At 60.0% G+C, this 15,223-nt stretch carries 5 protein-coding genes; all 5 read left to right on the plus strand.

Annotated features, from left to right (window positions below; genetic code table 11):
• Nucleotides 1-165: 165 nt before the first annotated feature.
• From A3E1_RS0104215 to A3E1_RS0104235, 5 genes are read left to right on the plus strand one after another with little or no spacing between them, the layout of a single operon-like run.
• On the plus strand, nt 166-5,331 hold the full coding sequence (locus A3E1_RS0104215; protein WP_020519492.1) for a DEAD/DEAH box helicase: 5,166 nt from the start codon (nt 166-168) through the stop codon (nt 5,329-5,331).
• Nucleotides 5,328-8,189, plus strand: a complete 2,862-nt coding sequence (locus A3E1_RS0104220) for a helicase-related protein (RefSeq protein WP_020519493.1) — start codon at nt 5,328-5,330, stop codon at nt 8,187-8,189. Before A3E1_RS0104215 ends, A3E1_RS0104220 begins: the two co-directional genes overlap by 4 nt.
• On the plus strand, nt 8,186-12,247 hold the full coding sequence (locus A3E1_RS0104225) for an Eco57I restriction-modification methylase domain-containing protein (protein ID WP_020519494.1): 4,062 nt from the start codon (nt 8,186-8,188) through the stop codon (nt 12,245-12,247). Before A3E1_RS0104220 ends, A3E1_RS0104225 begins: the two co-directional genes overlap by 4 nt.
• A complete protein-coding gene (locus tag A3E1_RS38875; RefSeq protein WP_083929353.1) occupies nt 12,247-14,016 on the plus strand; it encodes an AAA family ATPase in 1,770 nt (589 codons plus the stop codon). The genes A3E1_RS0104225 and A3E1_RS38875 overlap by 1 nt, the downstream gene beginning before the upstream one ends.
• Nucleotides 14,013-15,203 (plus strand): McrC family protein, encoded by a 1,191-nt coding sequence (locus A3E1_RS0104235; RefSeq protein WP_020519496.1) that lies wholly within the window; start codon nt 14,013-14,015, stop codon nt 15,201-15,203. Before A3E1_RS38875 ends, A3E1_RS0104235 begins: the two co-directional genes overlap by 4 nt.
• The last annotated feature ends 20 nt before the right edge of the window (nt 15,204-15,223 follow it).

The following is a 15,223-nucleotide window of genomic DNA, read 5'->3' on the forward strand; positions in this document are numbered from 1 at the left end:
CCTCGTCCGGTAAGGGGATTGTCCGGCGTTAAGGCGTTTGTCACTGTATTTGACAGCAGCGTAGAGGTTGTCTGTCGCCAACGCCACACCATTGGAGCAGATCTGTAGGCTCTGCGTGGGGTGCGAAGTAACTCAGCGTACTACGTGGGTGGGAGGAAGCGGTCGGTGGACGCCTTTACGGTGCATAAGCACCTAATACGCGATTATCAGCAGTTCACGGAAGGCTTTGTCGACATCCACGATGCCGCCATCCGCGACAAGGTGGAAGCTGAGAGTGCGCGGGGCGCACAGTGGCCCGCACCGTGGCTATCCCTGAATCCATCGTTCGCCCCCGGCGGTGCGGTCGACGACCTGGTCGCCGACGGGATCTTGCATAAGGAATGCGCACGGATTTTCCGAGCACAGAAGCGAGCGTCCGATCCGACCGGTAAACAGATGGTTCTCCATCAGCACCAAGTTGATGCTATTGACGCCGCAGCATCTGGCAGCTCATATGTGCTGACTACAGGTACTGGTTCAGGAAAGTCACTCGCATACATTGTGCCCATTGTGGACCGAGTGCTGCGCGAGGGACCCGGTCGCGGTATCAGGGCGATCGTGGTTTACCCGATGAACGCACTTGCCAATAGCCAGATGGAGGAGCTTCGCAAGTTCCTGCAAGTCGGCTATGACCAGTCGCCGGTGACATTTGCCCGGTATACAGGTCAGGAGTCCCGCGAAGAGCGTGAGCTAGTGCTGTCTGACAGCGCACAGGCGCCAGACATACTCCTGACGAACTACGTGATGCTGGAGCTCATGCTCACCCGACCTGACGAGCGTCGGCATCTTGCAAGAGCGGCGAAAAATCTTCGCTTCCTTGTTCTAGATGAACTGCATACCTATCGCGGACGCCAAGGCGCCGACGTGGCAATGCTCGTCCGTCGAGTTCGTGACGCCTGTGGGGCACAAGACACTCTCCAATGTGTAGGCACTTCGGCGACGATGTCAAACGGCGGAACCCTGTCTGACCAGCAGCGCGACGTCGCCGCCATCGCCACCGACGTTTTCGGAACGATGGTGTACCCGCAACGTGTCATCACCGAATCACTCGTGCGCGCGACCACCTTGCGCGATCCGGATGTTGAGTTACTTGCTGATGCCGTGAATGCCCGCGGCGGTGCGGAGAACGATGATCCCGCGCTCCATAAGGGTTTCGAGGCTTTACGGGAAGACCCACTCGCCTCATGGATCGAGGACACCTTCGGTGTCACTACCGAAGTTGAGAGTGGCCGGTTGATCCGCCGTGTGCCCACGACCGTTGATAAGGCCTCCGAGCAACTCGCCGCCCTCACCGGCCGCAGCCGAGAAGATTGCGCGACCGCGATACGCGCGACCTTGTTGGCGGGCTCGCGGGTAAAAGCTCAGGAATCTGAACAACCGCTATTCGCGTTCCGGCTGCACCAGTTCCTATCCAAAGGAGGTTCGGTTTATCTGACAGCTGAGCCGGTCGGGACGCGGGCGGTGGAAACCGAATATCAGCTTGAGTTGCCTGGCGGCCGGCGGCTGTTTCCTGCGGCCTTTTGCCGCGAATGCGGACAGGACTACCTGCTGGCCGAACGAACGCAGACCGACGGCGCTGTCAGGTTCCGGGCGAGGCAAAACCTTAAGCCCACCCAGGATGGGCACGGCTACCTGTATGTCTCCAGGGACCGCGAGTGGCCAACAGACCCGATCGCCGAGAACAGGCTGCCAAGTTCGTGGCGGCAACCGGACGGAAGCGGCCACCCGGTCGTTCCTGCACGCCGCAAGGACATTCCAGTTCGGCATCGCATCGGTCCGGATGGCTCCGCCGAGGTGGCTCTGACAGCTGGTGACCCAGCGGACCCGCGAGTGCTGGCGGCTTGGATCCCCGGCGTCTTCCGCTTCTGCCTCCGCTGCGGAGTGTCTTACGAGCAGTTCCGCAGTAGTGAGTTTGCGAAGCTTGTGACATTGAATACCGAAGGCCGTAGCAGCGCGATGACAGTTGTTGCGTCGAGCATTGTGCGCACTATGCGCTCCCTGCCTCACGCAGACCTCCCACGCGATGCCCGTAAGCTCCTTACGTTCGTTGACAACCGGCAAGACGCCAGCCTCCAAGCGGGTCACTTCAACGATTTCGCGCTTGTGATCCAGATCCGCGCCGCGCTGCATCGAGCGGTTATGGAGGCGGAGCAAGACGGCGACGGTGGCGTCGACCCGTTAGAGCTTGGCACCGCAGTAACCAAGCACCTTGGGCTGAGCCGCGCAGACTACGACGCTGCGCCCACATCTTTCGACGACCGCCGGGCCAAACGCGCGCTGCGAGGTGTTGTCGAGTACCGAACCCTCCGCGACCTGCAACGTGGATGGCGGGTAACCCTGCCAAACCTTGAGCAGTCCGGACTCCTCATTGTCGACTACCCGCTGATTCAGCCGCTTGCCGCAGCTGACGAACGCTGGCATGAAACCGGCCCGTTGCGGAATATTGAAAACAGCGAACGCGTCGAAATCATGAGAATTCTGCTAGACGAATTCCGGCGGGTGCTCGCGGTCGACGCGGAGGCGCTGGAGACGGACTTTGTCGATCGCCTTCGCCGGGAGAGTCGCGAACATCTTGCCGGACTTTGGGCGCTCCCTGAAACGGAACCTGATCCCACACCCGGCATAGTCATTCCTGGTACCGGCCGAGTTGGCGGCCCACGAAACGCGCTGTATCTGTCCGGCCGGGGGATGTTCGGCCGATGGCTGCGCCACTCCGACAGATTCGGCCACACGCTTTCCACGACTGATGCCGATCTCATCATCGCTAGCCTCCTCAAACTTCTTGCGGATGAAGGGATCCTGACTAGGGTCACCGAAGGGCCGCATACGGGCTACCGCCTGAAGTCATCAGCCATGCTGCTGCGCCCCGGTTCCGGTGAACACGGCGCAGCCGATCCGCTACGGCGCCGTTTCGAGGCCGAAACCAGGCCGCGGGTGGTGGAGTTCTTCCGCGATCTGTATCGCGATACGGGCCATGAACTTGCCGGTCTCCACGCCGCGGAGCACACGGCCCAAGTGCGGCCTGAGGATCGTCAGGAGAGGGAAGCAGCCTTTCGTGGAGAACGCGACAAAGACGTTGCTTTGCCACTGCTGTTCTGTTCTCCCACAATGGAGCTAGGCGTCGACATTTCCTCGCTCAACGCCGTTGGAATGCGAAACGTCCCTCCCACACCGGCGAACTACGCTCAGCGATCCGGCCGTGCGGGCCGCTCGGGTGAGCCGGCGCTCGTCGTGACCTACTGTGCCAGTGGTAACAGCCACGACACCTACTACTTCCAGCGTTCTGAACTGATGGTCGCCGGCCAGGTTCAGCCGCCACGCTTGGACCTGGCGAACGAGGATCTCATAAAGTCGCATATCCAGGCCGTTTGGCTGGCAGAGACTACCGCTGACTTGAAAAGCTCGATGAGCGACGTCCTTAACCTTGAGGCCGAAGGATTTCCGCTCAAGGCCGACCTGGTCGCGAAACTAAAGAATCCAGACGCACGCGAACGTGCTATCCGTATCGCTGGCCGGCTTCTGAGCCCTCTGCGTGGCCTTCTAGAGGCCACCGTCTGGTGGAAGGCAACGTGGCCATCGGACGTTGTCGGTGACGCGATTACCACGTTTGACCGGGCATGTGATCGGTGGCGTGGCCTTTACACGACCACTGTTGCCGAGCGAACAGCGGCATACGAAGCGATGTCTGATGTCTCCTCAAGAAAAAGCGAGCGAGATGACGCGGAGCTGCGTCTGCGCGAAGCCCGGCAGCGCGCAGAGTTGCTGCTTAACGAGACAGACGAAGGTAGTCAGTCTGACTTCTACACGTATCGCTACCTGGCGTCCGAGGGCTTCCTTCCCGGATACTCCTTCCCGCGCTTGCCTCTTGCCGCATACATTCCCGGCTATCGGGGCCGGGGCAACGCCTGGCTTCAGCGGCCCCGTTTTCTTGCGGTTCGCGAGTTCGGTCCGGGTGCGCTGATTTACCACGAGGGAGCGCGCTACCAGGTCAGCCGGATCAACCTGCCGCGCAGCACGGATGCGGAAGCGGCTGGACAGGTTGTCCTCACCGAAGCCCGCATCTGTGAGTCATGCGGCTACCATCACCCGCGCCGGGCGGAAATCGCCGTCTGCGAGTCCTGCGGTACCCGGCTGCCGGATCCATGGAAACACTTGCTTCAAATGCAGTCGGTAGTCACCCGCCGCCGAGAACGGATCAGCTCCGACGAGGAAGAGCGAAACCGGATCGGTTTTGAGCTGCGAACCACCTACAGTTTCGTGCCGCGCAACAACTCTCCTGGACGGCTGGACGCGACAATCAAGAACGCGTCCGGCGAAGCGGTCGCAGAACTGTCCTATGGTGACGGTGCCCAAGTACGGGTAACCAATCTTGGCCGGACATCCCGCCGGAACAAATCCCAGCACGGCTTTTATCTCGATCTCATCAAGGGACGATGGCTCAGCGAACGCGAAGGCGACGCTCAGGACGACTCAGATGAGGACGACCTCGAAGCAGGCTTCGCCGACGTAAAGCGCAAAGAGCGCGTTATTCCATACGTGGAAGATCGCCGTAACATCGTCGTCCTTCGCTGGGTTGATGAGATCACGATCGAGCAGGCGACGACTCTCCAATATGCTTTAGAACGTGGCATCGAAGCGGTGTTCCAGCTAGAGGATTCAGAATTAGCCAGCGAACTGCTTCCTGATGGTGAATCACGTGGCCGTCTGCTGCTACAGGAAGCGGCTGAAGGCGGCGCAGGCGTGTTACGCCGTATTCAGGCCGAACCAGATGCACTTAGCCGTGTATCCGCTGAGGCGCTACGGATCATGCACGTTGATCCTGTCACTCTGTCCGAGCAAGACGATGCCTGTGTACGTGGCTGTTATAGGTGTCTGCTGTCCTTTGGCAATCAGCAGGTCCACGAAATGATCGACCGCCGGCAAGTCATCGCGATGCTGCATGCGTTGACAACCAGCGCGACCAATGCAGTGACGGCGAGCGTCGGACCCGAAGGCGCTACTCCCAGCAACGACTATCCAGGCCGCCTCGGGGTTCTTCTCGGCATAGTGCAAAGTAATGCGCTCCGCTGGCCCACCGAGATTGACACCACATTGGAAGGACTGCATGTGGACCTCGTCTACCACAACGGAAATCACCGTTCAGCTGTGCTGGTTGACTTCGAGCCCAGCCGGTCAGCAGAGATCATTCCACTGGTCTTTGGCGGATGGAACGTGGTGACGATTGCTCCGGGCGATGATCTCAACGCGGTCATTGCTGCCCACCCTGGTGTGTTCGGTGAGGCCGCCCGATGAGTACGGCGGTCGGCGCGCTAGTACGCGCACGTGGACGAGAATGGGTCGTTCTTCCCGGCAGCAGTGATGATTTCTTTATCCTGCGCCCACTCGGCGGAGGCGACGATGACATCGCCGGAGTCTTCGCCGATGAAGGCGTCACTCCCGCCACCTTCGACCGCCCCCGCCCTGATGATCTAGGGGATGATCTGAGCGCCCGCCTCCTGCGGGACGCGCTGCGGATTGGTTTCCGCGCTAGCGGTGGGCCGTTCCGTAGCCTAGCCAGGTTGGCCGTAGAGCCACGCCCTTACCAGCTCGTTCCGCTGCTCCTGGCCTTACGGCAGGAGGTGGTCAGACTCCTCATCGCCGACGATGTGGGTATCGGCAAGACAATCGAAGCAGCCCTCATTGCCGCCGAACTGCGTGAACAGGGAACGATCGACCGATTCGCTATCTTGTGCCCGCCAAGCCTTGCCGACCAATGGCAACAGGAACTTGCCACTAAGTTTGGGATCCATGCTGAACTAGTCCTTCCCAGCACTGTCCGCAAACTCGAACGCGGACTGGAATACGGACAATCCGTTTTTGAGCGGCACGAAGTCACGATCGTTTCGACTGACTTCATCAAGGCCGACAACCGGCGAGACGACTTCCTTCGCGCAGCACCAGAGTTGGTGATTGTCGATGAAGCACACTCCAGCGTCTCTGACGACACAGGCACTGGCGGCCGCGGCCGAACTCAGCGTTACCGTCTGGTCAAAGATCTGGCCCGTCGTACCGATCGGCACTTGATCCTCGTTACCGCAACCCCGCACAGCGGCAACGACACGACCTTCCGCAACCTGATCGCCCTGCTGGATCCAGCGCTCCACGATGCGGACCTGTCCAACGAGGCGGGTCGCCGCCGATTGGCTGGCCACATGGTGCAACGCCGACGTCACGACATCCGAGGCTGGCTGGCGGCGACCAAGTTCCCAACCGATCGCGAAACCATTGAGGACACCTACCAGCTGTCCCCGCAATATCGAGCCCTGTTCGAGGATGTCTTGGCTTACGCAAAGGGTCAAGTCACTGACGAATCCGGGACCAGGGTGCAACAACGGGTCCGGTGGTGGTCGGCGCTATCTCTGTTGCGTGCCTTGGCATCCTCTCCTGCGGCCGCTGCAGCAACTCTTCGGTCCCGTGCGCAAGCTGCCGGGGCGGACACCCCCGAATCCGTTGACAGAATGAGCGTCGGACCGCTTTACGAACTGGCCGATGACGAGTCGGCCGAAGGCAGCGACACACCATTTGGCGCCCTGGTCGACGACCAGCCCAACGCCAGCCCCCAACAGGCGTTGCTAGGCGGCTTCGCCGCAAGGGCGGCAGGTATCGCGACTGAAGCCGAGCCCGCTAGGCGCGAAGAGCAAGACGCCAAACTCGCAGTTCTAGTCAAGACAGTCAAAAAGCTGCACAAGGATGGCTTCCACCCCATCGTCTTTTGCCGCTTCATCCACACCGCCGAATATGTTGCCAACCACCTCCGCGAACGTTTCGCAAAGGCACGCATCCAGGTAGTCACTGGCGAGCATCCGCCCGAAGACCGCGCCGAACGAGTACGCGAGTTCGCCAGCCAGGCGGGGGAGGCAGCCAAGATACTCGTTGCGACTGACTGCCTCTCAGAAGGCGTAAACCTGCAAGAAGACTTCCAGGCTGTCATCCACTACGACCTTGCATGGAATCCCACACGGCACGAGCAACGCGAAGGCCGAGTCGACCGATTTGGCCAGCCTGCCGAAATCGTGCGTGCGGTTACGCTTTACGGATCCGACAACGGAATCGACAAGATCGTAATGGATGTTCTCATCCGCAAGCATGAGGCGATCCGGCGGGACCTCGGCATCAGCGTTCCGGTGCCAGCGAGCACCGAGCAGGTACTCAACGCACTAATGGACACCGTCTTACGATCAGGCCCGGAATTCGTGCAGGACACCCTCTTTGAAATGCCGGGAGAAATCAAGCAACTGGAACTCGACTGGCAGAGCAGCGCAGAAGAGGAACGTAAGGTCCGCCGGACAAGATTCGCGCAGGCATCGATCTCCCCAGACGAGGTACAGAACGAGATCGACGCGTACCGGCGAGCACTCGGCACTCCTGACGATATCGCGGGCTTCGTCCGTACCGCGCTAAAGGAAAGTGGGGCAACGGTCTTGCCCCACGAAAGCGGCGGTCTTCTCCTGCAACCTCAGGGACTCCCCATTGGACTCCTGGACGCACTTGGCCGACCGAATGCTCCAATCCCGTTTATGCCCGATCTGCCAGCAACCCGTGGTTCTGCAGTCCTCCAACGCACCGATCCCCGCGTTGCCGCTATCGCCCGCTACGTTCTCGATGCCTCACTGGACTCCTCATTGCCTGCATCAGCACGCCCAGCGCGGCGCTGCGGATTGATTGTCACGAAGGCTGTCGACACTGCCACGATCGCTTTACTGGTGCGCTTTCGCATCCACCTCACGCTGCCTGGACGGGCAGGTCCGCATGCTCAAGTCACTGAGGAAGCCCGTGTTCTAGCATTCACGGGCTCGCCCACAAGCCCCACATGGCTCGACCAAGCCTCCGTCGACCGGCTTCTCGCTGCGAAACCTGATGCCAACATGCCGCCAGACGTGGCACGTAACATGATGACCCATATTCTTGCCTCAATTGACACAGTAACCCCGCACCTCGATAAGCATGCTCGATCGCTTGCAGACGAGTTGCGGCAAGCACACGTCCGCGTCCGTACCGCAGCCCGCGGTGATCGTGCTGGCGCTTTAACGATTCGTGGTTTGACCGTCCAACCGCAACTCCCGGCCGACATTCTCGGCGTGTATCTCTACCAGCCCGGAGGCACCAAATGAGCACTCCGGGTCTGCAAGCGATTCATGCCGTCGGAGGCGTAGTTCCGCCAAGCCTCCTCGCTCGCATCCAAGCCGGTGAGGTGACCTCCAAAGGCAGCCTTGACCCTGCCACATATCACCTCGTGGGCCGGGAAACAGTCCGCGATGCTGCAAGCCGCGCCTGGACCTATTTGCGTGGCGCATGGACAGCATGGCGTGACTTCGGTTCCAAACAGCCTCCTGGGACGCCAGGCACCAATGCCGCGCGAGAACGTTGGCTGCTAATCCTGCTACGTGAACTTGGATATGGCCGCGTACCAGCCCTAGCTAGCGGGTACACCATTGACGAGCGCCACTATCCGGTGTCCCACAGCTGGGACCATGTTCCGATTCACTTGTTGGGCCCGGAAGTCAACCTCAATCAGCGCAACGCGGCTGTTGCGGGCGCCGAACGTCCACCACAAGCGATGGTCCAGGAGCTGTTAAACCGGTCCAGCGATCACCTCTGGGCCTTGGTATCAAACGGATTGCGACTGCGTCTCCTTCGTGACTCAACTGCGCTGGCGGGCTCGGCCTATCTCGAATTCGATCTCGAAACAATCTTCGAGGGAGAACTGTATTCAGAGTTCCTGCTGCTCTTTCAGCTCTGCCACGTCAGCCGGCTGGAGAAGCGCGAAGGCCCCCAGTCATCTCCCGCCGACTGCTGGATGGAGGCCTGGCGGGGTGAGGCGGTTGATGCTGGAACACGGGCTCTCGACCGGCTGCGCAACGGCGTGGAGGCGGCACTCGTCGCCCTCGGCACCGGATTCCTGCACCATCCGGCTAACATCTCCCTTGTCGCTGCCCTTTCCTCTGGCGCACTGACCAAGGAGCAATTCCGGCGGGCGTTGTTGCGTCTCGCATACCGGCTCCTATTCATCTTCGTCACCGAAGACCGCGACGCGCTCCTTGACCCGCAAACACCACAGGCGGCACGCGATCGGTACATGACCTACTTCTCGACTGCCCGCCTGCGGCGCATTTCCCGGGTACGCGCCGGCGCCTCACACGGCGATCTGTGGCACGCTCAGCGCCTGGTGCTCCTCGCACTGGGCGATCACGGCCATCCTGGACTGGGCCTGCCCGCCCTCGCCGGGCTGTTTGACCCCGACCCACGACTGCCGAACATCGAGGGCCACACTGACCTGCTACTTGGCTACGAACTGTCCAATGAGGATCTGTTATCGGCGGTTCGCAAGCTGGCTTGGATGGAGATCGACGGTCTTCGTGCGCAGCCGGTCGACTACCGCAACCTCGGCGCAGAGGAACTCGGTAGTGTCTACGAATCCCTGCTGGAACTCGTCCCCGACATCGATCTGGCCGACCGCACTTTCCGCCTGACCACCGTCGCTGGCAACGAGCGCAAGAGCACCGGCTCCTACTACACCCCACCATCTCTAGTCTCCGCGCTGCTCGACTCGGCCCTCGATCCGCTCCTGGACGAAGCCGTCATGGAATCCAGAGATGCATTTGACGCCGAACGGCGTCTGCTTGCACTGACGGTCTGTGACCCCGCCTGTGGATCGGGCCACTTCCTCGTGGCCGCAGCCCGACGTATCGCGCGCCGCCTCGCTCAGGTTCGTTTCGGTGACGACGAACCAACCCCTGATGCGGTACGCCATGCGCTACGTGAAGTCATCGGAAGCTGTATCTATGGCGTTGACCTCAACGACCTCGCCGCCGAACTCGCCAAAGTCTCCCTTTGGCTGGAGGCGCTGGAACCCGGCAAACCACTCGGCTTTCTCGACGCCCGAATCCGGGTGGGCAACTCTTTGCTGGGGGCAACCCCGAAGCTCCTCGAAGACGGGGTACCCGACGCGGCGTTCAAAGATCTCGAAGGTGACGACAAGAAGGTCGCCGCAGCCACCCGGAAACGGAACAAGGAAAGCCGCGGGGGCCAAGGCATGCTCCTGTTTGGACAGACCGGAATTTCGCACCAGGCACTCGTTGCCGAACGTGCCGCAGCACTGGCGCTCATTGACAACGTGGATGCTGTTCGGGAGCAAGCTCAGCGATGGGCTGCTTTTCAGGAATCTCCGAACTATCGCGGGCAAAAAGTCCACGCTGATGCTTGGTGTGCCGCCTTCGTGTGGCCATTGACCACCACAGCCCCAGAGGCACCCGTCGACGCGGTGGTCAGAGCGATCAAAACCAACCCGTTCGACCCCGGACTCAACAAGACAGTCGAGATGGTCGACCGTTTAGGCCACCAGTACCGATTCTTCCACTGGCACCTAGAGTTTCCCGAAATCTTCGCCGTCGCCGGGCAATCAAGACACGGAGCCGCAGGATGGACCGGAGGCTTCTCCTGCCTGATCGGCAACCCTCCGTGGGAGCGGATCAAGCTGCAGGAAAAGGAGTTCTTCGCCGGCCGTGATGAGGAAATAGCCAATGCGCCCAACGCTAGCGCACGGAAGAAGCTAATCGCTGCTCTTGAGATCAGCAATCAGAATGGCGACCGTGCGCTCTATCGTGAATGGACGGATGCACTTCGAGCTTCAGCTGGCTTTAGCCAGTTCATACGAGAGTCGACAAGATACCCATTAACTGCAACTGGTGACATCAATACATACGCAATCTTCGCTGAAGCGTTTCGCTCGTTAGTTGACGCACACGGCTTACTCGGCATGATCGTGCCGACGGGTGTCGCGACCGACTCTACGACACAGCGCTTCTTCAGAGATACCGTCACCACGAATACGCTCGTCTCACTCTACGACTTCGAGAACGAAGACAAGCTCTTTCCGGGAGTTGACCATCGCTTCCGATTTGCGCTTCTCAGCCTAAGTGGACTCTCACGCCGCATCGCGTCGATCCGACTCGTTTTCCGCGTGCGACAACCTGATCAGATCGTCGGCCGCTCGTATTCGTTGACCCCCGAGGAGATAACGCTCCTCAATCCGAACACTGGCACGTGCCCGGTCTTCAACACTCGTCGGGATGCCGAGATCACGCTAGGGATCTATCAACGTGTCCCTGTACTTTGGGGACCTGACGGCAACTTGTGGCAACTCACCTTCATGGCCATGTTCCACATGGCAAACGATTCCGGTAACTTTTCTGCAGCTGATGATCTGCTCAGAGCCGGATGGATGCTCGACGGGAACGTTTATCGTCGTGGCAGTGATCGACGTCTGCCGTTGTATGAAGCAAAGATGGCCCACCAATTCGACCACCGCTTTAGCACCTACGCTGGTGCCACGCAGGAACAGCTCAACGTTGGGACTCTGCCCCGGATGTCAGACTCCGAACATATAGATCCAGCCAGGGTGCCTCTGCCGCGCTACTGGGTTCCTCAGGAGCTGATCGAGAAGACTCTCACCGAAAGTTCCGACCGTAGTATGGCCCGGTGGGACCGGGACTGGCTACTCGGATGGCGCAAAATTACCAATACCGGCAATGAGCGAACCTTCGTTAGCCTCGTTCTCCCGCTTGTTGGTGTCGCGGATTCCGCATTCGTTCTGCTCCCCAAAACCTTACTTCATATCGCACCGCTGTACGCATGCCTTTCGTCGTTCGTAGTGGACTTCTGTACTAGGCAAAAGGCAAGTGGCTCGAACCTGAATTACTTCGTGATTCGCCAGTTGGCAGTCCTTCCGCCAGAGACATACGACCGATTTACACCCTGGGAAAATACCATAAGCCTTGACGGGTGGATCACCCAGCGAGTCTTGGAGCTTACTTACACGTCATATGATATCGCGGGCTACGGGCATGATCTCGGATACGATGGGGCACCTTTCGTATGGGACACCGAACGCCGGACGTTTATGCGATCTGAACTCGATGCCGCCTACTTCCACCTCTACGGTGTCGAACGAGACGACGTCGACCACATCTTGGATACCTTCAAGGTCCTTCGTGAACGTGACGAGAAAACACATGGCGAGTACCGAACTAAAAGGCTGATTCTGCAGGTCTACGACGCGATGCAGAAAGCGATTGATACCGGAGTAGCCTATCAATCCATTGTGGATCCGCCGCCGGGGCGCGGACCTCGGCACCCGGCACGTTCCGTGACCGAGAATGGGGAGGCCTGATGGCAAGCGCTGTAAACGACTTCGCGTGGCCACGGATTGCCGAAGGTCTTCGTGTGCTTCAAGAACGCGGAAAGCTGTCCGCAGGTGAAGTTTGGAGCGCAGTCCTGCAACGGATTCCACCCACACCGGAGGAACTCCAAGTTGGGGGGCCTAACCTCCAGAAGATCCGGATCCGGTTCCAGTGGTATAGCAGCGGGATAGCTCGCATCGGCTGGATTACTAAGCCGCCGGGGCGAATGTGGGAGATCACTGCCGCAGGGCGCAAAGCTCTCGCCGATTTTCCGGATATCTACGACCTCCGTGAGGAGGACTTCCGGCTGTACGACGAGTGGAAGATCCTCAAGCCAGATGACGCGCAGCGAGCATGGCTAATCCGGCCCGACAACAACACGACAGACCTGGTCGCCAGATGGCTGGACGGCGAATTCGTTTCCCTTTCAGGCGCATACTTGCGTGGAGTCGAACCGGGTGATGAAGTCGCCAAGGTGCGGGCTGCAGTCGATGACGGCTACGAACATGTTGAACTATCGCAGCGTAAACCGCTCGCCGACGCCTATTACACCTTGCTTACTCGAATGAATGTCGAAGATATCGTTGCCACAGTCTCCGGCGACCGGCTCATTCTTGGCCGTGTGACGAGTGATGCCGAGATCCAGGCGGATGCCGACGATGCCCGGGTTCGCCGCGGAGTCGACTGGGCGGGCCCAGGCCACGATCTCACCAACCTGCCAGTCCCATTGCCAGCACTGCTAGAACACCAAGGCACCGTAGTTGATATTACCGCTGCCCTGGACCTTCTGTCGCAGTGGCTTGAGGAAGCGACCAGTGATGACGAGCCAGGCCCGGACACCCAGTCCACACCCATTGATCCGCTCACGCTCGCCCCTGCCACCGACGAACTCGCAGAAAGCCTTCACGCCAATGTGGACTGGCTTCAGGAGGTCATTGACACACTTCAAGAGCGGCGCCAGCTGGTTCTCTTCGGTCCTCCCGGCACAGGCAAGACCTACATCGCCCGCGCGATAGCCCGGCACATTGCTGACATAGATGCGGTCCGGCTCGTTCAATTCCATTCCTCGTATGCATACGAGGACTTCTTTCAGGGATTCCGTCCCAATGAGAATGGTGGATTCGAGCTGAAGGACGGCCCGCTTCGTGAACTCGCACTGGAAGCGACGACTCATCGCGACCGGGCCTACGTACTCATCATTGACGAGATGAACCGCGGCAACCTGCCGAAGATATTCGGTGAGCTGTTCTTCCTCCTGGAGTACCGCGATGGAGTTATCCGCCTGCAATACTCGCCCGAGACCGCGTTCCAGCTGCCGCCGAACCTTTTCGTGATTGGCACTATGAACACCGCAGATCGCTCAATCGCAGCTGTCGATGCCGCGATCCGTAGACGATTCGCCTTTATGGAGCTTCACCCGGATGAGCCGCCAGTGCGAGACTTGCTGGGCAAGTGGTTGTCGGCCAAGGGAAGTGACCATGACGATCGGGTGGCACTCCTCAATGCGCTCAATGGCGCGATCGACGAGGAGGACCGCGACTTTAAGATTGGCCCGTCCTACTTCATGAAGTCCTGGGTAGACACACCTGGCGGCATCGAACGCGTCTGGCGGCACGATCTGATGCCGTTGCTAGAAGAGCACTACTACGGCAGACTCACCCGCCACCAAGTACATGAGCGATTCGGGCTACAGGCGATCCGCAAGGCGATAGCTGAGAATCCACCGTCCGGCCACACGTTCGGCCCCGATGTGACATGACCCGGATCGTACTTGCGGAACTTAGCCGGGTTGGTGCGCAGGTGTCACTCGAAACTGAGGCAGCGGCCGCCTTGGCCTCGACCGGACTGGTGGAACTTCGCCCGATCGGTGGCGGAACGTGGCAGGTTGTCCCGGCTGGCCGGGTCGGTGCGGTCAGCGTTGGCGGAGTCGACATCCATGTCGTGCCCAAAATCGGTATCAGCCGTCTGCTATTCCTGCTCGGATACGCGCATGACCCTGGCTTCCGTCCCGATGACACACCTGGACAGGCTGAGCCAGACCTCTGGCCGGCCTTGGCTGAATCTCTTGCCCGCCAAGCAGAACGTGCCCTGCTTCAGGGCGTCCGGCAAGGATACGTCACCGTCGATGACTCGTTGGCAGTTGTTCGCGGCCGGGTCCGCATCGCCGATCAGATCGCCCGGCGTCCTGGCATGCTGCTGCCGCTTGAAGTCAGGTACGACGATTACTCGCGCGACATCGCGGAGAACCAGATTCTGCGGACCGCCGTACGCCTGCTTGCTGCGGTGCCACGGTTGGCGCCAACGCTCAAGGCTCGGTTGAAGCATCTCGATGCCCGCCTCGAAGGCGTCTCCGTCCTCCGGCTCCGCTCACCGCTCCCGTCATGGCGCGTAACCCGGCTCAATCGTGCCTATGTACCGGCCGTACGACTCGCAGAGATAATTCTTCGGCATTATTCGGCAGAGCCCGGACCAGGAAACGTCGCCGTTACGTCCTTCGTTGTCAACATGGCGAAGGTATTTGAGGACTTCCTTTTTACCGCCGTCAAAGAGGCCCTGCGTTCGTATCCAGGCGCCACACACTCGCAGTACCAAGTGAATTTGGACGAGTCTGGCCATGTTCCAATGAAACCTGACATCGTGCACCTCATCAGCAGCATACCGGTGGCGGTTTTCGATGCGAAGTACAAGTTGGAAGACCCAAAGTCGGGCTACCCTAACGCCGATGTATACCAAATGCTTGCGTATTGCACTGCCCTGCAGCTCAACTGCGGCTGGCTTGTATACGCCCACGGTACCGGGTCTACTGCGCGCGCCGTACGTCACTCGGACATCCACATTCAACCATACCCGCTCGACTTGACTCGGCGGCCAGACGATATCCTGAGTCAACTCGACATCCTTGCCATGAAGGCCGTTCCGACATCGCTCGCGCTGATACAGAACTGAGTCGCCGTGGTTCCCCGTCT

This window comes from Catelliglobosispora koreensis DSM 44566, from assembly GCF_000379685.1.
In the GTDB taxonomy this organism is placed as follows: domain Bacteria; phylum Actinomycetota; class Actinomycetes; order Mycobacteriales; family Micromonosporaceae; genus Catelliglobosispora; species Catelliglobosispora koreensis.

Excerpts from the sequence above, each read along its gene's own strand:
- A3E1_RS0104220 (WP_020519493.1), top strand. The coding sequence starts at position 5,328 with ATGAGTACGGCGGTCGGCGCGCTAGTACGCGCACGTGGACGAGAATGG.
- A3E1_RS0104225 (WP_020519494.1), top strand. The coding sequence starts at position 8,186 with ATGAGCACTCCGGGTCTGCAAGCGATTCATGCCGTCGGAGGCGTAGTT.
- A3E1_RS38875 (WP_083929353.1), top strand. The coding sequence starts at position 12,247 with ATGGCAAGCGCTGTAAACGACTTCGCGTGGCCACGGATTGCCGAAGGT.
- A3E1_RS0104235 (WP_020519496.1), top strand. The coding sequence starts at position 14,013 with ATGACCCGGATCGTACTTGCGGAACTTAGCCGGGTTGGTGCGCAGGTG.